Source organism: Streptomyces sp. enrichment culture (genome assembly GCF_964272855.1).
GTDB lineage: Bacteria > Actinomycetota > Actinomycetes > Streptomycetales > Streptomycetaceae > Streptomyces.
Map to the genome: position 1 here is coordinate 4,233,050 of NZ_OZ186847.1, position 16,725 is coordinate 4,249,774.

At 73.2% G+C, this 16,725-nt stretch carries 16 protein-coding genes and 1 tRNA gene; 11 read left to right on the plus strand and 6 right to left on the minus strand.

The features are described from left to right. The first annotated feature begins 63 nt into the window (after positions 1-63). From paaA to ACSU6L_RS18340, 6 genes are all read left to right on the plus strand, one after another. Positions 64-1,080, plus strand: coding sequence for a 1,2-phenylacetyl-CoA epoxidase subunit PaaA (gene paaA / locus ACSU6L_RS18315; protein ID WP_437058155.1), 1,017 nt, complete (start codon positions 64-66; stop codon positions 1,078-1,080). Next, a complete protein-coding gene (gene paaB / locus ACSU6L_RS18320) occupies positions 1,077-1,364 on the plus strand; it encodes a 1,2-phenylacetyl-CoA epoxidase subunit PaaB (protein ID WP_437058157.1) in 288 nt (95 codons plus the stop codon). Before paaA ends, paaB begins: the two co-directional genes overlap by 4 nt. Further along, the gene (paaC, locus tag ACSU6L_RS18325) at positions 1,361-2,080 is read left to right on the plus strand and encodes a 1,2-phenylacetyl-CoA epoxidase subunit PaaC (RefSeq protein WP_437058159.1); all 720 of its coding nucleotides are present in this window, start codon (positions 1,361-1,363) and stop codon (positions 2,078-2,080) included. Before paaB ends, paaC begins: the two co-directional genes overlap by 4 nt. Next, entirely contained in the window at positions 2,074-2,604 is a 531-nt protein-coding gene (paaD, locus tag ACSU6L_RS18330) for a 1,2-phenylacetyl-CoA epoxidase subunit PaaD (protein ID WP_437058161.1), read from the plus strand. The genes paaC and paaD overlap by 7 nt, the downstream gene beginning before the upstream one ends. Then, the gene (locus ACSU6L_RS18335) at positions 2,604-3,668 is read left to right on the plus strand and encodes a 2Fe-2S iron-sulfur cluster-binding protein (protein WP_437058163.1); all 1,065 of its coding nucleotides are present in this window, start codon (positions 2,604-2,606) and stop codon (positions 3,666-3,668) included. The genes paaD and ACSU6L_RS18335 overlap by 1 nt, the downstream gene beginning before the upstream one ends. 155 nt (positions 3,669-3,823) lie before the next feature. After that, the gene (locus tag ACSU6L_RS18340; RefSeq protein WP_437058165.1) at positions 3,824-4,366 is read left to right on the plus strand and encodes an acyl-CoA dehydrogenase family protein; all 543 of its coding nucleotides are present in this window, start codon (positions 3,824-3,826) and stop codon (positions 4,364-4,366) included. A gap of 62 nt (positions 4,367-4,428) precedes the next feature. Here the strand turns inward: ACSU6L_RS18340 and ACSU6L_RS18345 are convergent, their stop codons facing one another. From ACSU6L_RS18345 to ACSU6L_RS18365, 5 genes are all read right to left on the minus strand, one after another. Then, positions 4,429-4,758, minus strand: coding sequence for a rhodanese-like domain-containing protein (locus tag ACSU6L_RS18345; protein WP_073944899.1), 330 nt, complete (start codon positions 4,756-4,758; stop codon positions 4,429-4,431). A 63-nt stretch (positions 4,759-4,821) separates the two neighbouring features. Then, a complete protein-coding gene (locus tag ACSU6L_RS18350) occupies positions 4,822-5,655 on the minus strand; it encodes a hypothetical protein (protein ID WP_437058167.1) in 834 nt (277 codons plus the stop codon). Between the two features lie 155 nt (positions 5,656-5,810). After that, entirely contained in the window at positions 5,811-7,280 is a 1,470-nt protein-coding gene (locus tag ACSU6L_RS18355; protein ID WP_437058169.1) for a DUF2252 domain-containing protein, read from the minus strand. A 239-nt stretch (positions 7,281-7,519) separates the two neighbouring features. Further along, positions 7,520-8,152, minus strand: coding sequence for a response regulator (locus tag ACSU6L_RS18360; RefSeq protein ID WP_437064949.1), 633 nt, complete (start codon positions 8,150-8,152; stop codon positions 7,520-7,522). Further along, a complete protein-coding gene (locus ACSU6L_RS18365; RefSeq protein WP_437064950.1) occupies positions 8,152-9,453 on the minus strand; it encodes a sensor histidine kinase in 1,302 nt (433 codons plus the stop codon). The genes ACSU6L_RS18360 and ACSU6L_RS18365 overlap by 1 nt, the downstream gene beginning before the upstream one ends. A gap of 260 nt (positions 9,454-9,713) precedes the next feature. On the opposite strand from ACSU6L_RS18365, the gene ACSU6L_RS18370 reads away from it, so the two are divergent. Next, a complete protein-coding gene (locus ACSU6L_RS18370; RefSeq protein WP_437058170.1) occupies positions 9,714-10,511 on the plus strand; it encodes an ABC transporter ATP-binding protein in 798 nt (265 codons plus the stop codon). After that, positions 10,505-12,967 carry an FtsX-like permease family protein gene (locus ACSU6L_RS18375; RefSeq protein ID WP_437058173.1) on the plus strand — a complete coding sequence of 821 codons (2,463 nt, stop codon included), beginning with the start codon at positions 10,505-10,507 and terminating at the stop codon, positions 12,965-12,967. Before ACSU6L_RS18370 ends, ACSU6L_RS18375 begins: the two co-directional genes overlap by 7 nt. A gap of 151 nt (positions 12,968-13,118) precedes the next feature. On the opposite strand, the gene ACSU6L_RS18380 is transcribed toward ACSU6L_RS18375, so the two are convergent. Then, positions 13,119-13,205, minus strand: a tRNA-Leu gene (locus tag ACSU6L_RS18380). 473 nt (positions 13,206-13,678) lie between these two features. Here ACSU6L_RS18380 and ACSU6L_RS18385 point away from each other — a divergent pair. The 3 genes from ACSU6L_RS18385 (at position 13,679) to ACSU6L_RS18395 (ending at position 16,720) form a co-directional block, all read left to right on the plus strand. Beyond that, positions 13,679-14,527: an FhaA domain-containing protein gene (locus ACSU6L_RS18385; protein ID WP_073944905.1), complete on the plus strand. Its 849-nt coding sequence runs from the start codon at positions 13,679-13,681 to the stop codon at positions 14,525-14,527. A gap of 10 nt (positions 14,528-14,537) precedes the next feature. Beyond that, positions 14,538-15,047, plus strand: a complete 510-nt coding sequence (locus ACSU6L_RS18390; RefSeq protein ID WP_073944906.1) for an FHA domain-containing protein FhaB/FipA — start codon at positions 14,538-14,540, stop codon at positions 15,045-15,047. Positions 15,048-15,187: 140 nt separating this feature from the next. Next, on the plus strand, positions 15,188-16,720 hold the full coding sequence (locus ACSU6L_RS18395) for a Stp1/IreP family PP2C-type Ser/Thr phosphatase (RefSeq protein WP_073944907.1): 1,533 nt from the start codon (positions 15,188-15,190) through the stop codon (positions 16,718-16,720). Positions 16,721-16,725 lie beyond the last annotated feature (5 nt).

Consider the following 16,725-nt stretch of genomic DNA (forward strand, 5'->3'; position numbering starts at 1 on the left):
CGCACGGACCGAACGATCGGTCGGGAGCTTGCTCCTCGCGGAGCCCAGGTCGAGGGGGACCTCATGGCGACAGCAGCCGCGCAGCACACCGCCCGCGGCCAGGCGGACGGCGATCACACCGCCGACGGCACCGCCCAGGACACCGCCGCCTACGAGCGCGCCTTCGACGCCGCCGTCGCCGCCGACGAGCGCGTCGAACCACGCGACTGGATGCCCGACGCCTACCGGGCGACACTCGTCCGGCAGATCGCCCAGCACGCCCACTCCGAGATCATCGGCATGCAGCCGGAAGCCAACTGGATCACGCGCGCGCCCTCACTGCGCCGCAAGGCCATCCTGATGGCCAAGGTCCAGGACGAGGCCGGCCACGGCCTGTACCTCTACAGCGCCGCCGAAACCCTCGGCACCAGCCGCGACGAACTCCTGGACAAGCTCCACTCCGGCCGCCAGAAGTACTCGTCGATCTTCAACTACCCCACACTCACCTGGGCCGACGTCGGCGCCATCGGCTGGCTGGTGGACGGCGCCGCGATCACCAACCAGGTCCCCCTGTGCCGCTGCTCCTACGGCCCGTACGCCCGCGCGATGGTCCGCATCTGCAAGGAGGAGTCCTTCCACCAGCGCCAGGGCTACGAACTGCTGCTGGCGCTCAGCCGCGGCACCCCCGAGCAGCACGCGATGGCGCAGGACGCCGTCGACCGCTGGTGGTGGCCGTCCCTGATGATGTTCGGCCCTCCCGACGACGAGTCGCAGCACTCGGCACAGTCGATGGCCTGGAAGATCAAACGCCACTCCAACGACGAGCTGCGGCAGCGTTTCGTCGACATCTGCGTCCCGCAGGCCGAGTCCCTGGGACTCACCCTCCCCGACCCGGACCTGCGGTGGAACGAGGAGCGCGGGCACTACGACTTCGGCGCGATCGACTGGACGGAGTTCTGGGACGTCCTCAAGGGCAACGGGCCGTGCAACGAACAGCGGCTGACCCAGCGCAGGCGGGCCCACGAAGAGGGCGCCTGGGTCAGGGAAGCGGCCGCGGCCTACGCGGCCAAGCACAGCGAGACGGGAGCGACGCACGCATGACGAACACCGACTGGCCGCTGTGGGAGGTCTTCGTCCGCTCCCGGCGCGGACTCTCCCACACCCACGCCGGCAGCCTGCACGCGCCGGACGCGGAACTCGCCCTGCGCAACGCCCGCGACCTGTACACCCGCCGCAGCGAAGGCGTCTCGATCTGGGTCGTGCCGTCCTCGGCGATCACCGCGTCCTCGCCCGACGAGAAGGACCCGTTCTTCGAACCCGCCGCCGACAAGCCGTACCGGCATCCCACGTTCTACGAGATCCCGGAGGGAGTGAAGCACCTGTGACGACGACCGTGCCCACCACGGCGGCCCTCGCGCTCGGCGACGACGCCCTGGTGCTCTCCCACCGGCTCGGCGAATGGGCCGGCCACGCCCCCGTCCTGGAGGAGGAGGTCGCCCTCGCCAACATCGCCCTGGACCTGCTCGGCCAGGCCCGGGTGCTGCTGTCGACGGCCGGCGACGAGGACGAGCTGGCGTACCTGCGCGAGGAGCGCGCCTTCCGCAACCTCCAGCTGGTGGAACAGCCCAACGGCGACTTCGCCCACACCATCGCCCGCCAGCTGTACTTCTCCACCTACCAGCACCTGCTCTACGACCGGCTGGCCACCGGGGACGGCCCCTTCGCCGGCCTCGCCGCGAAGGCCGTCAAGGAGGTCGCCTACCACCGCGACCACGCCGAACAGTGGACCCTGCGGCTCGGCGACGGCACGGACGTCAGCCACGAGCGGATGCGGCACGCCTGCACCGCGCTTTGGCGGTTCACCGGCGAGATGTTCCAGCCCGTGGAAGGCCTCGACGTCGACTGGGCGGGCATGGAGACGGCCTGGCTGGAGCAGGTCGGGGACGTGCTGCGCCGGGCCACCCTGACCGTCCCCGAGGGCTCACGGACCGGCGCCTGGTCGGCCGGTGCCGGCCGGCAGGGCCTGCACACCGAGTCGTTCGGGCGGATGCTCGCCGAGATGCAGCACCTGCACCGCAGCCACCCGGGGGCGTCATGGTGACCGTCACCCCGCTGGAGGCGGAACTCCTGGAGATCGCCGGCTCGGTCCCCGACCCCGAGCTGCCCGTGCTGACCCTCCGGGAGCTGGGCGTGCTGCGCGCGGTGCATGTGCGCGGCGCCGACGCGGTCGAGGTCGAGCTGACCCCGACGTACACCGGCTGTCCCGCCATCGAGGCGATGTCCCTGGACATAGAGCGGGCACTGCACGAGCAGGGCGTACGCGAGGTCACCGTCCGCACGGTGCTCGCCCCGGCCTGGTCCACGGACGACATCACGGACGAGGGCCGCCGCAAGCTGCGGGAGTTCGGCATCGCCCCGCCGCGCGTCCGGCAGACGCCCTCCGAACCCGTCCTCGTCGGACTGGGACCCACCCGTACGACCGCGGCCGAGCCGGACCCCGTCCACTGCCCGCACTGCGGCTCCGCCGACACCGAACTGCTCAGCCGCTTCTCCTCCACCGCGTGCAAGGCACTGCGCCGCTGCCTCGCCTGCCGCGAACCGTTCGACCACTTCAAGGAGTTGTGATGGCCCGCTTCCACACGCTCCCCGTGGCCGCGGTCGAGCGGCTCACCGACGACTCCGTCGCCTTGACCCTGACCGTGCCCCCGGAGCTGCGCGAGGAGTACCGGCACAAACCCGGACAGCATCTCGCCCTGCGCCGCACCGCCGACGGCACGGAGATACGGCGCACCTACTCGATCTGCTCCCCGGCCCCCGCCCCGGACGGCGACGGCCCGCGCACCCTGCGGGTCGGCGTCCGGCTGGTCGAGGGCGGCGCGTTCTCCACGTACGCCCTGAAGGAGATCGACATCGGGGACGAGCTGGAGGTGATGACCCCGGCGGGCCGCTTCACCCTCGACCCCGCACCCGGCCTCTACGCGGCCATCGTCGGCGGCAGCGGCATCACACCCGTCCTGTCGATCGTCTCGACGCTGCTCGCCCGCGAACCGGAGGCCCGGTTCTGCCTGATCCGCAGCGACCGTACGACGGCCTCGACGATGTTCCTGGAGGAGGTCGCCGACCTCAAGGACCGCTACCCCGAGCGGCTGCAGCTGGTCACCGTGCTGTCCCGGGAGGAGCAGCAGGCGGGCCTGCCGACCGGCCGGCTCGACCGGGAGCGGCTGACCGGGCTGCTTCCGGCGCTGCTGCCGGTCGCGGAGGTCACCGGGTGGTTCCTGTGCGGGCCGTACGGGCTGGTGCAGGGCGCGGAGCGCGCCCTGCGCGACCTGGAGGTGCCGCGCGCACGGATCCACGAGGACATCTTCCACGTGGACGCCGGTACGACCAACGCGACGGCCTCCCCGGCCCCCGCGCACAGCGCGGTGACGGCCCGGCTGGACGGCCGCGGCGGGACCTGGCCCGTCCAGGCCGGCGAGTCGCTGCTGGAGACGGTCCTGCGCAACCGCCCCGACGCGCCCTACGCCTGCAAGGGCGGGGTGTGCGGCACCTGCCGGGCCTTCCTGGTCTCCGGCGAGGTGCGCATGGACCGCAACTTCGCCCTGGAGGCGGAGGAGACGGAGGCGGGTTATGTGCTGGCGTGCCAGTCGCATCCGGTGACGGAGCGGGTGGAGCTGGACTTCGACCGCTGAGCCTCGTGCCCGGGGCCCGGGCCCCAGACCCCGGGGCCCGGTGCTCACGGTGGCACCGGGCTCGGCGCGACCGTTCCCTTCTACTGGAACCTGTCCTGTCTTGACGCTCCGTCAGATCGCAGTGAGCTTGCCGGAGCCGCCAAGAGGACAGGGCCGTGGACTTCGCCTTCAGCGAGGAGCAGCAAGCGGCGGCCGAGGCGGCGCGGGGCGTGTTCGCCGACGTCGTACCGGACTCGGTACCCAGCCCGACACTCACCCGCGGCGCCGTCGCCGAGGACTTCGACCGGGCCCTGTGGGCACGGCTCGCCGCCACCGACCTGCTGGGCCTGCTGCTCGCCCCGGAACACGGCGGAGCGGGCCTCGACCCCATCGCTGCGCCTGGAGTCCGCGCGGATCACCGCCTCCCACCTGATCGACGCCGACGGAGCCTGTGGCAGGCCGCCTGGCGGATCGGCACCTGCGCGCACGGCGCACTGCCGGCGTCCGGGGACGTCGCCGTCGCCAAGATCCGGGCGGCGGAAGGAGTACGCCGGGTCGTGCAGACCGCGCAGCACCTCCACGGCGGCTTCGGCGCCGACGTCGAGTACCCGCTGCACCGCTACCGCGCCTGGGCCAAGCACCTGGAACTCTCCCTCGGCCCGGCAGCTGCACACGAGGACACCCTGGGAGACCTGCTGGCCGCACACCAGCTCGCCTGAACCCGGACCGGACCCGGCCCCGGCCACACCCGCTGCCCCGGCCAGAGGCCGCCTGAGCCTGCCTACAGGACGTGACCCTGCTGCCCGGCGTCCGTCACGACGGGGCGGCCGACCGCCTGCCACGCCTGCATTCCGCCGTCGACGTTCACGGCATCGATGCCCTGCTGGGCGAGATACATGGTGACCTGCGCCGAACGCCCGCCCGAGCGGCAGATGACGTGGATACGGCCGTCCTGCGGCGCTGCCTCGGTCAGCTCGCCGTAGCGCGCGACGAACTCGCTGATGGGAATGTGCAGCGCCCGCTCGGCGTGACCCGCCTGCCACTCGTCGTGCTCGCGGACGTCCAGCAGGAAGTCGTCGTCCTTCAGGTCGGTGACCTGAACCGTGGGCACCCCAGCTCCGAAATTCATGCTCCCGACGCTACCCGACTCGGCCGCCGCCCCAGGAGCGGCGACTCAGCCGCCCTGCGCCTGCAACGCCGCCAGCTCCGCCTCGCGCTTGGCGACCTCGGCCAGCAGCTGCTCGGCGATCTCGTCGAGAAGCCGGTCGGGGTCGTCCGGCGCCAGCCGCAGCATCCCCCCGATCGCGCCGTCCTCCAGCTCGCGGGCCACCACCGTCAGCAGCTCCTTGCGCTGTGCCAGCCACTCCAGCCGGGCGTACAGCTCCTCGGCGCGGCTCGGGCGCCGCTCCGCCGGCACCGGGCCGGCCGCCCACTCCCCGGCCAGCTCCCGCAGCAGCACCTCGTCGCCGCGGGCGTAGGCGGCGTTCACCCGGGTGATGAACTCCTCACGCCGGGTCCGCTCGCCCTCCTCCTGCGCCAGGTCCGGGTGCGCCTTGCGGGCCAGGTCCCGGTAGAGCCTGCGGGCCTCGTCGCTGGGCCGCACCCGCTGCGGGGGCCTCACCGGCTGGTCCGTGAGCATCGCGGTGGCCTCCTCGAACAGGCCGTCGCCGTCCATCCAGCCGTGGAACAGCTCCTCCACGGACGGCATCGGCAGCACCCGGGCCCGCAGCTCCTGCGCGATCCGCAGATCCTCGGGATCGCCGGTACGGGCCGCCTTGGCCTCGGCTATGCACGCGTCCAGCTCCTCCAGGCGGGCGTACATCGGGCCGAGCCGCTGATGGTGCAGCCGTGAGAAGTTCTCCACCTCCACGCGGAAGGTCTCCACCGCGATCTCGAACTCGATCAGCGCCTGCTCAGCCGCCCGCACGGCCCGCTCCAACCGCTCCTCGGGCCGCGACTCGGCACCATCGGACACGGACTCGGGCTGCTCAGCTTCCGGGGTGGTCACCCGACCAGCGTAGGCCACGGCTTCCGGGGGTGGCGCCCTCGGCTGATGCGGGCCCGGTCCACGCCGACGTGGCCGCCTTCGGGGGCGGGGCCCCCGCCCCCTCCTCCCCCTCCCCCCTCCCTCCCTCGCCCCGTCCCCCTCCCCCCAAAAAAGCCTCAGCCCCCCGTCTCCGCGGCAACCCTCCCCGCCCGCACGCCCGCCACCAGCGCCGCGTGGTCCGCCTCCGTGCGGTCGGCGTAGGCGACGGCGAACGCGGCGATCGACTCGTCCAGTTCCTCGTTCTTGCCGCAGTACCCGGCGATCAGCCGTGGGTCGGCGCTGTGCGAGTGGGCGCGGGCGAGGAGGGCGCCGGTCATGCGGGCGTAGTCGTCGACCTGGTCGGCGGCGAGGGCGGCGGGGTCGACGCTGCCCTTGCGGTTGCGGAACTGGCGGACCTGGAAGGGGCGCCCGTCGACCGTCGTCCAGCCCAGCAGGATGTCGCTGACGACCTGCATGCGCTTCTGCCCGAGGACGACCCGGCGGCCCTCGTGCTCCGCCGGCGGCGCCTCGAACCCGGCGGTCACCAGGTGCGGCACCAGCGCCGACGCCCGCGCCTCCTTGACCTGGAGCACCAGCGGCTCCCCGCGGTGGTCCAGGAGGAGGACGACGTACGAGCGGGTCCCCACGCTGCCCGTGCCCACCACGCGGAACGCCACGTCGTGCACCGCGTGCCGGGCCAGCAGCGGCAGGCGGTCCTCGGACAGCGTCGCCGCGTACTCCTCCAGTGCCGCCGCGACCGCCGCCGCCTCCTCGTCCCGGACCCGGCGCAGCACGGGTGGCGCGTCGACGAACCGGCGTCCGCCGTCCGGCGTCGACTCGGTGGACTTCGCCGCGAACCGTCCGCTGGTGTTGGCCCGCGCCTTCTCGGAGACCCGCTCCAGAGTGCCGAGCAGATCGTGGGCGTCGGTGTGGGAGACCAGCTCCTCGTCCGCGATGGCGTTCCACGCGTCCAGCACCGGCAGTTTCGCCAGCAGCCGCATGGTGCGCCGGTAGGCACCCACCGCGTCGTGGGCGGCCGCGCGGCAGGTGTCCTCGTCGGCGCCCGCCTCCCGGCCCGCCAGCACCAGCGAGGCGGCGAGCCGCTTCAGGTCCCACTCCCAGGGGCCGTACACGGTCTCGTCGAAGTCGTTGAGGTCGATGACCAGGCCGCCGCGCGCGTCGCCGTAGAGGCCGAAGTTCGCCGCGTGCGCGTCGCCGCATATCTGGGCGCCGATCCCGGTCACGGGCGTGCGGGCGAGGTCGTACGCCATGAGTCCCGCCGAGCCGCGCAGGAAGGCGAACGGCGTGGCCGCCATCCGGCCGACCCGGAGTGGCGCCAGCTCGGGTATGCGGTCGCGGCTGGACTCCTCGACCGCGGTGACCGCGTCGGGGCGGGAGCCGTCGAGTTCGAGTGCGGCATGGGCGCGCCGCGGCACCCGCTGCCGCATCGCCTTGCCCTCGTCCTTGGGCGAGCCCTGGGCGGGCCACTCGGCGAATCCCGGCACCCGGGGCAGCCGCCGTCCCCCAGCGGATCCCGCGCCGGCCCCCGCTCCGGACTCGCCGCCGGCCTGTGCGACGCCCCGCGCCTCCGCACCGACTTCGGTCACTCCGACCGCCTCCCCTGTCCTCACGGCGCCCGCCCCCGACTCAGTTCGTGCCGACCGTACAGCCGCCCGACGGCACCGCGTCAGCCCCTGTGGACAACTCCACGGTTGTGGAAAACCCGGTAGCCCCAAACAGCGCCCAGCGGACCCAGGCAGCCCCCGGCAGACCGGCGCAGCCCCCGGCAGACCCGCACAACCCTGCGAACCGCACAGCCCCTGTCACCGCACCGCCCCTGCGGCCCTCACCCCCGAAGAAACGCCAGCACCGCCAGCACCCGCCGATGCGTCTCCTCCGCCGGCGGCAGATCCAGCTTGGCCAGGATGCTGCCGATGTGCTTGCCGACCGCCGCCTCGGAGACCACCAGCTCCCGGGCGATGGCGCCGTTCGACTTGCCCTGCGCGACCAGCGCCAGCACCTCCCGCTCGCGGGGGCTCAGCCGCTCCAGCGGGTCGCGGCGCCGGCGCAGCAACTGGCGTACGACCTCGGGGTCGACGACCGTGCCGCCCGCCGCGACCTGGGCCAGCGCGTCGACGAACTCCTCGACCTGCCCGACCCGGTCCTTCAGCAGATAGCCGACGCCCGTGCCGTCCCCGGAGTCCAACAGGTCGGCGGCGTACGTCCGTTGCACGTACTGGCTGAGCACCAGCACCGGCAGTCCGGGCCGTGTCGCGCGCAGCCGGACGGCGGCGTGCAGTCCCTCGTCCTGGAAGCCGGGCGGCATCCGGACGTCCGTCACGACGATGTCGGGCGCGTGCTCGCCGACCGCGTCGACCAGTGCCTCCGCGTCCCCGACGGCCGCCACCACCTCGTGCCCGAACCGGGTGAGCAGCCCGGCCAGGCCCTCCCGCAGCAGCACGCTGTCCTCGGCCAGCACTACCCGCAGGGACCGGTCGTCGCCTCGATCGGTTCGCAAGGGATCTCCACACGCAACAGGGTCGGCCCGCCGGGCGGACTGGACAGCACGAGTCTGCCATCGAGCACCGACACCCGGTCCGCGAGCCCGGTGAGCCCGCTGCCGCCCCCGGAACCGTCTCCGGGTGCCCGCGCGCCGCCCCGCCCGTCGTCCCAGACCTCGAGCCACAGCCGGCCCGCCGTGTGCCCGCCGCGCACCCGTGCCCGTTCCGCCTCGCTGTGCCTGGCGACGTTGGCCAACGCCTCGCACACCACGAAGTACCCGGCGGCTTCAACCGCCTGCGGCAGCCGCCCCGGCAACTCCACCGCCACGTCGACCGGCACGACGGACCGGTCTGCGGCGTCGGCGACCGCGGCCCGCAGCCCGTAGTCGGCGAGCACCTTGGGATGGATCCCGTGGATCAGCTCCCGCAGCTCCGCCAGCGCCAGCCCCGCCTCCTCGTGCGCCTTGGCGAGCTGTTCGGCGAGGGGTCCGCGCGGGGCGTCGAGACGGGCCAGACCCAGCGTCATCGTCAGGGCGACGAGCCGTTGTTGGGCGCCGTCGTGCAGGTCCCGCTCGATCCGCCGGCGCTCCGCCTCGAAAGCGTCCACCAACCGCACCCGGGACCGCGTCAGTTCGACCACCCGCGCGTCCAGCTCGCCCTCCCTGGCCCCGTCCCGCGGGGTGAGCAGCAGACGTGCCAGCCCGGCCCGCGCCCCCGCGCCGACGCCCAGCACGTACGCGCCCACGGCCATCAGCAGCAGCCCCAGTACGGCCACCGCGAACGCCGTCGGCCAGGTGGTCACCGTCCACAGCTTGACCACCTTCGCCTCCCGCCCGTCCCCGACGGTGGCCATCAGCACCGGCGTCGCGACCACGGCCGCCGGCACCAGCAGCCCCACGCAGACCAGCAGCGCGTCGACCGGCCACAACAGCACCGCGAACAGCAGCGCGTAGCCGAGTTCCTGCCAGGTCGCCCGCTCCCGCAGCCGGGTCGTCAGCCACGCCCACGGCCCGGTGGCCGCCGGCTCCCCGTGCCACGCCGGTACCGGCTCCGGGCCGAGCAGCCGCAGCCGCCGTCGCTCCACCCACGCCACCGGTATCCCGGCCAGCGCCAGCCCGACGAGCAGCGGCAGCCCCACCAGGACGACGGCCAGTACGCCCCCGGCGACGGCCAGACCGGCCAGCGCCACGAGCACCACAGCCCCGAACACCGCCCCGCTCACCAGGTATCCGGCCGCCCGCCACGGCCAGGACGACAGCGGGAAGCCCGGCCGGGCCATGGCCTGCCACACGCTTCGGGACTCCAGTGGACGCATGCCCGCCACCGTAGAAGCCGCCCCCGCCCCGTCTCCATCCGTCCAGTGGGCCTACGAGGGGTATGGCCGGCCCTACCCCGTTTCTCGCCCCTGCCGCACTGCGCCCGACAGGCCCCGCGCGGTTTCGTGACGTCATCACGTCCTCGCCGACATCACCGACCTCACCTCGCCGACCTCACAACGTCCCTGACCTCACTGCCTTCACAGAAACCACGGGGAACCCGATGACCCAGCAAGCCGCCACTCAGCCCCCCGCCGCCCAGCCCGCCACCGTCCAGCTGACCTCCGTCACCCGCACACACGGCACCGGCGACCACGCCGTCACCGCGCTCGACGACGTCTCCCTCGCCTTCCGCGAGGGCACGTTCACCGCCGTGATGGGCCCGTCCGGATCCGGCAAGTCGACGCTGCTCCAGTGCGCGGCGGGACTGGACCGCCCCACGTCCGGTTCGGTCACCATCGGCGGGACCGAGCTGACCCGGCTCAGTGAGCGCGGGCTGACGCTGCTGCGCCGCGAGCGGGTCGGCTTCGTCTTCCAGGCGTTCAACCTGATGCCGTCGCTCACCGCCGAGCAGAACGTCGCCCTGCCGCTGCGTCTGGCCGGCCGGCGCGTCGCGAAGGCCCGGATCCGCGAGGTGCTCGCCCAGGTCGGTCTCGGTGACCGCGCGAGACACCGGCCCACCGAGCTGTCCGGCGGCCAGCAGCAACGTGTCGCCCTCGCGCGGGCCCTGATCACCCGCCCCGACGTGCTGTTCGGTGACGAACCCACCGGCGCGCTGGACTCGCGGACCAGCCGTGAGGTGCTGACCCTGCTGCGCGGCATGGTCGACCGCGAGGGCCGGACGACCGTCATGGTCACGCACGACCCGGTGGCCGCCGCCCACGCCGACCGCGTCGTCTTCCTGGTGGACGGCCGCCCGCACGGCGAACTGACCGGCGCGAGCGCCGACACGATCGCCGCCCACATGACCACCCTGGAGACCCTGGGGACCCTGGGGACCCTGGAGGCCCAGCCGTGCTGACCGTCGCCCTCCGCACACTCCGCACCCGCTGGGTCACCTTCACCGGCAGCTTCGTCGCCCTCGCGCTCGGCGTCGCCCTGCTCACCGTGACGGGACTGGCCCTCGCGTCTTCTCTGGACGCCCCGGACCACGCGCCGCGACGCTTCGCCGCCGCCCCGGTCGTGGTCCGGGGCCAGGACACCCTCCGCGTGCGCACCCCGGTCGGCGACCGCATCCAGAAGCTGGCCCATCCCCGCGCGGTGCCCGCCGAGACGGTCGCCCGCCTCAAGGGCCTGGGCCGGGTCGTCGAGGACCGCACGTTCGCCGTACGGGCCGCCGACGGCACGGTGCTGACCGGCCACCCCTGGTCGACCGCCGCCTTCACCCCGTACGAGCTGACCGCGGGCCGCGCTCCGAGGACCCCGGACGAGGTGGTGGCCGCGGGCACCGACACCCACCCCGGCACCCGCCTCCGCACCGACCGGGGCACCGTCCACGTCGTCGGCACAGCGGAGCCACGCACCGCCTCCCAGCGCTCCGAACCGGCCGGCCCCACCGATCCCACCCTCTTCTTCACCGACACCCGCGCCGCGCAGCTCTCCCCGTCCGCCCCCACCCAACTGATCGTCACCGCGGCCCCGGCCGCCGTCCGCGCGGCCGTCGCGGACGCCTCCGGCGTCCAGGTCCTCACCGGTGACGCCCGCCACCTCGCCGACCCGGGGCCCGACCGGGACGCCGAAGCCCTCACCGCGATGAACGCTCTGTTCGGCACGGCCGGCGGCGTCACCGCCTTCGTCTCGGTGTTCGTCGTGGCCTCGACCTTCGCCTTCGCGGTGGCCCAGCGGCGCCGCGAGTTCGGCCTGCTGCGCACCGCGGGCGCGACGCCGGGGCAGATCCGCCGCATGGTGGGCGCGGAGGCGCTGCTCGTCGGTGTGCTCGCCTCGGCCTCCGGTTGCGTGCTCGGCGGATACGGCGCCCCCCGCCTCACGGCCTGGGTGGTGGCGGCGGATCTCGCCCCGCCCTGGTTCGTGATCGGCGATCACACCTGGCCGTACCACCTGGGTTTCTGGACGGGTCTGCTGGTCGCGCTGCTCGGTGTGGTGGCCGCGTCCTGGCGGGCCGGCCGTACCGGTCCGGCGCAGGCGCTGCGCGAGGCGTCCGTGGACGCGGGGGCGATGACGTGGGGCCGGTGGCTGTGCGGGGCCGGACTGCTGCTGGCCGCAGCCGTCACCCTGGTCCTCGCCCTGGCCGACGACCCGGGCGAGCTGCTGCACCGCAAGACGTACGTCAGCCGCCCCATGCTGCTGATCACCGCGGTCGCGCTGCTCGCGCCGGTCCTGGTCCGCCCGCTGACCCGGCTGCTCGCCCGGCTGCCCGGTGCCACCGGCATGCTGGTGCGGGAGAACGCCGCCACCGGGGTCCGCCGTACCGCGGCGATCGCGGCGCCCGTCCTCGTCACGGTCGGGCTCGCGGGTTCCCTGCTGGGCGCCCCCGCGACCGTGAACGCGGCGAAGGCCGCCGAGACACGTGCCCGGACGGCCGCCGACTTCGTCGTCACCCCGCGCGGGGACACGGTTCTCGACCCGATGGCACTGCGGCGGCTGCGCGCGGTGCCCGGCGCCGACGTCTCCGTGACCTCGTCGAGCGCCGTGTACGTACTGGAGGAGGGCGTCGCCCTGATCAGATCCGAGGCCCGCGCGGCCGAGCCGGACGCGCTCGCCGCGACCGCCCGCCTGCCCTTGGCCGCCGGCCGGGTCGCCGATCTCGACGACGGCTCGATCATCGTCAACGAGGAGTGGGAGCGGCACCGCGTGGGCGACCGGGTCGACGTGTGGCTCGGTGACGGCACCCGCCGTTCGCTGCGCGTCGCCGCGGTGCTGCGCACCGGCACCGGGGACAACGGCGTCTACGTCACCCCGGCCAACGCGCCGGGCGCCCGCGCGGACCGGGTCGGCGTACGACTCCGGGATGAGGGTGCGGCGGCCGCGGTCGGGGCAGCACTGCGGAAGGCGGCAGGCGAGTGGGCACAGGTGCGGACCGGGGACGCGTGGGTTCGGGCCACGCACCCCGAGACCGACCGGTCGACCCGCTACGGCTTGTTCCTGGTCCTCGGCATCGCCCTGCTCTACACCGGCATCTCCCTGGTCAACACCATGGTCATGGCGACGTCCGACCGGGTCCGCGAGCTGGCGGCGCTCCGGCTGGCCGGGGCGACCCGCGCCCAGACGCTGCGGGTGGTCGCGGCCGAGGCCCTGACGGTCGTGGCGCTCGGCGGCGCGCTGGGCCTGCTGGTCGCCGTGCTGAACCTGCTCGGCATGCGGGCCGCCCTCGCGCTCCTGGAGGTCCCGGCCGGCATCCGGATCCCGTGGCCGGTCCTCGGCACGGTCCTCGCCGGCTGCGCGGTCCTCGCCGTGATCGCCTCCGTCGTACCCGCCGCACTGGCCCTGCGGCGCACCCCGGTCCACGCGGCGACATGATCTGAGACATCGCTCACATCACCAACTGCGAACCAGGAGCCACGAACCACGGACCAGGCGGACCAGGAGCCGCGAAGCAGAACCACCAGCCACGAACTACACCCCGGACAAGCGAAAGCCCCGCAGGTCCTAGACCTGCGGGGCTTCCAGCTGGTGCGCGAGGGGGGAGTTGAACCCCCACGCCCTTGCGGGCACTGGAACCTGAATCCAGCGCGTCTGCCTATTCCGCCACCCGCGCATTGGGTGTGTCTTCCGGCTCCGTTCCTTTCGGCCCGGCGCCTTCCGACACGCAGAACATTAGCACGCTGCGCGGGGTGGCTTCACATCCCTTGTCTCCACCCCCGTCCCGCCCCCCTTCCCATGCCCGTCCCGTGCCCGTCCCGGTCCGTTCACGTATCAACCTCGTACCGGTCCCGGCCGTCTGCCCAGGAGCCGGACCGAGTCCACAGTCCGGTGCGGGACACTTGTCCACGACCGCCTCTACGATCCATGGCAGGAGTTCGGAGGCGGCTCCCAAGGGAACCTCGCAGGCGTCGACACCCGTTCGACACCCGTCGACCAGGCGGACAGGGGGAACCAGCCGATTCACGGGCGCGTGGATACGATCAGTAAGCAGTACCGGGTAAGCAGTACAGAGAACAGCAGGCACGACAGCAGGCACGGCAGCACGCACAGCAGTACGCAGGACGGCAACTACGGAGGAGGTGCCCCATGGGAGTCCTGAAGCGTTTCGAGCAGCGTCTCGAAGGTCTGGTCAACGGCACCTTCGCCAAGGTCTTCAAGTCCGAGGTGCAGCCCGTGGAGATCGCGGGCGCGCTCCAGCGCGAGTGCGACAACAACGCCACCATCTGGAACCGCGACCGGACCGTCGTCCCCAACGACTTCATCGTCGAGCTGAGCACCCCTGACTTCGAGCGGCTGAGCCCCTACTCCGGGCAGCTCGGCGACGAGCTGGCCGGCATGGTGCGCGACTACGCCAAGCAGCAGCGCTACACCTTCATGGGCCCGATCAAGGTCCACCTGGAGAAGGCCGACGACCTCGACACCGGCCTGTACCGGGTGCGCAGCCGCACGCTCGCCTCGTCCAGCAGCCAGCAGCAGCCACCCGCCTCCGCCCCGCCCTCCGGCGCCCCGAGCGGCTACGGCTACCCGCCGGCCGCCCCCGCGGGCGCGCCCCCCATGCCTTCCAGCCCGCCGCCCGGCAGCCGCCCCGGCGGTTACGGTTATCCCCCGGCCGCGGCCGGCCAGCGTCCTCCCGCCGCTCCGGCGGGCGGCGGACGCACCCGCTACTGGATCGAGATCAACGGCACCCGCCATCAGATCTCCCGCCCGACGCTCGTGCTGGGTCGCAGCACCGACGCCGACGTGCGGATCGACGACCCCGGCGTGAGCCGCCGGCACTGCGAGATCCGGACCGGAACGCCCTCGACGATCCAGGATCTCGGGTCCACCAACGGCATCGTGGTGGACGGGCAGCACACCACCCGCGCTACGCTCCGCGACGGCTCGCGGATCGTCGTGGGCAGCACCACCGTTATCTATAGGCAAGCCGAAGGGTGATCCGGGGGCAATGTCAGAGCTGACCCTCACGGTCATGCGGCTGGGTTTCCTGGCCGTACTGTGGCTGTTCGTGATCGTGGCCGTGCAGGTCATCCGCAGCGACCTGTTCGGTACGCGCGTCACCCAGCGGGGGGCGAGGCGGGAGGCCGCCCGGCCCCAGCAGGCCGCGCGCCAGGCGCCCCCGCAGCAGCGCCAGCAGCCGGCGGGCGGCCGCGCCCGCCGCAACGCCCCCACCAAGCTGGTGGTGACCGAGGGCACCCTCACCGGCACCACGGTCGCGCTGCAGGGCCAGACCATCACGCTGGGCCGGGCGCACGACAGCACGATCGTGCTGGACGACGACTACGCCTCCAGCCGGCACGCCAGGATCTACCCGGACCGGGACGGCCAGTGGATCGTGGAGGACCTGGGGTCCACCAACGGCACGTACCTCGACCGGAACCGCCTCACGACCCCCACGCCGATCCCGCTGGGTGCGCCGATCCGCATCGGCAAGACCGTCATCGAGCTGCGGAAGTAGTGCCACGTCATGAATGAGCGCGAGCGGAGCGAGCACGCAGCGGCGGTCCACACCCGGGGCCCCGGCGCGCTCCCGACCGGAGGGTGGGCAGTGTGGCTCGACACGATCGGCTGTACCCGGAGCCGACGGGCGAGGTGCGCATGAGTCTGTCACTGCGCTTCGCCGCCGGTTCGCACAAAGGCATGATCCGGGAGGGCAACGAGGACTCCGGTTACGCCGGTCCCCGGCTGCTCGCCATCGCCGACGGCATGGGCGGCGCCGCCGCCGGCGAGGTGGCCTCCTCGGAGGCGATCTCCACGATCGTCGCCCTCGACGACGACATCCCCGGCTCCGACGTCCTCACCTCGCTCGGCGCGGCCGTGCAGCGGGCCAACGACCAGCTGCGGCAGATGGTCGAGGAGGACCCGTCGCTGGAGGGCATGGGCACCACGCTCACCGCCCTGCTGTGGACGGGCCAGCGACTCGGGCTGGTGCACGTCGGGGACTCCCGCGCCTACCTGCTGCGCGACGGCGTCCTCACCCAGATCACCCAGGACCACACCTGGGTGCAGCGGCTGGTGGACGAGGGCCGGATCACCGAGGAAGAGGCCACCACCCACCCGCAGCGCTCCCTGCTGATGCGCGCCCTCGGCAGCGGCGACCACGTCGAGCCCGACCTGTCGATCCGTGAGGTCCGCGCCGGTGACCGCTACCTGATCTGCTCCGACGGACTGTCCGGGGTCGTCTCCCACCAGACGATGGAGGAGACCCTCGCCAGCTACCAGGGCCCGCAGGAGACCGTGCAGGAGCTGATCCAGCTCGCGCTGCGCGGCGGCGGCCCCGACAACATCACCGTGATCGTCGCCGATGTCCTCGACCTGGACACCGGGGACACCCTCGCCGGGCAGCTGTCCGACACCCCCGTGGTGGTCGGCGCGGTCGCCGAGAACCAGCACCAGCTGTCCGACAACGGCATCATGCAGACCCCCGCCGGCCGCGCCTCCGGCCTCGGCCGCCAGGTGCCCGGACAGGGCGGCGGAGAGTTCGGCCCGCCCGGCTCCGGCGACGTCACCGGGTTCATCCCCACCGGCGGCTTCGGCGCCTACGACGAGGACGACTTCGCCAAGCCCCGCAAGGGCCGCAAGTGGCTCAAGCGCTCCTTCTACGGCGCCCTGGCGCTGGCCGTCGTCGGCGGCGGCCTCTACGGCGGCTACCGCTGGACCCAGACCCAGTACTACGTCGGCACCAACGGCGAGCACGTCGCCCTGTACCGCGGCATCAGCCAGGACCTGGCCTGGGTGTCGCTGTCCGAGGTCGAGAAGGACCACCCCGAGATCGAACTCAAGTACCTGCCTCCCTACCAGCGGAAACGGGTCGAGGCGACGATGGCCGAGGGCAACCTGAAGAACGCCCAGGAGAAGATCGACGAGCTGGCCGTGCAGGCCTCCGCGTGCAAGAAGCAGTCGGAGCAGCGCGCCGCCGAGCGTGAGAACAACGCGCGGACCGGCGAGGGCGAGGCCGGCGGTATCACGGGAACCACCCGCACCTCCGTCACGTCCAAGGCGTCGCCGAGCCCTTCGGTGTCCCCGAACCCGTCCGCGTCCGCGAGCCCGACCCCGACCGCCACTCCCAGCCCCGGCCCCAGCCTCTCGGAGGAAGAGCAGAAGGTCGTCTCGCTGTGCGGTAAGCAGTAGGCAAG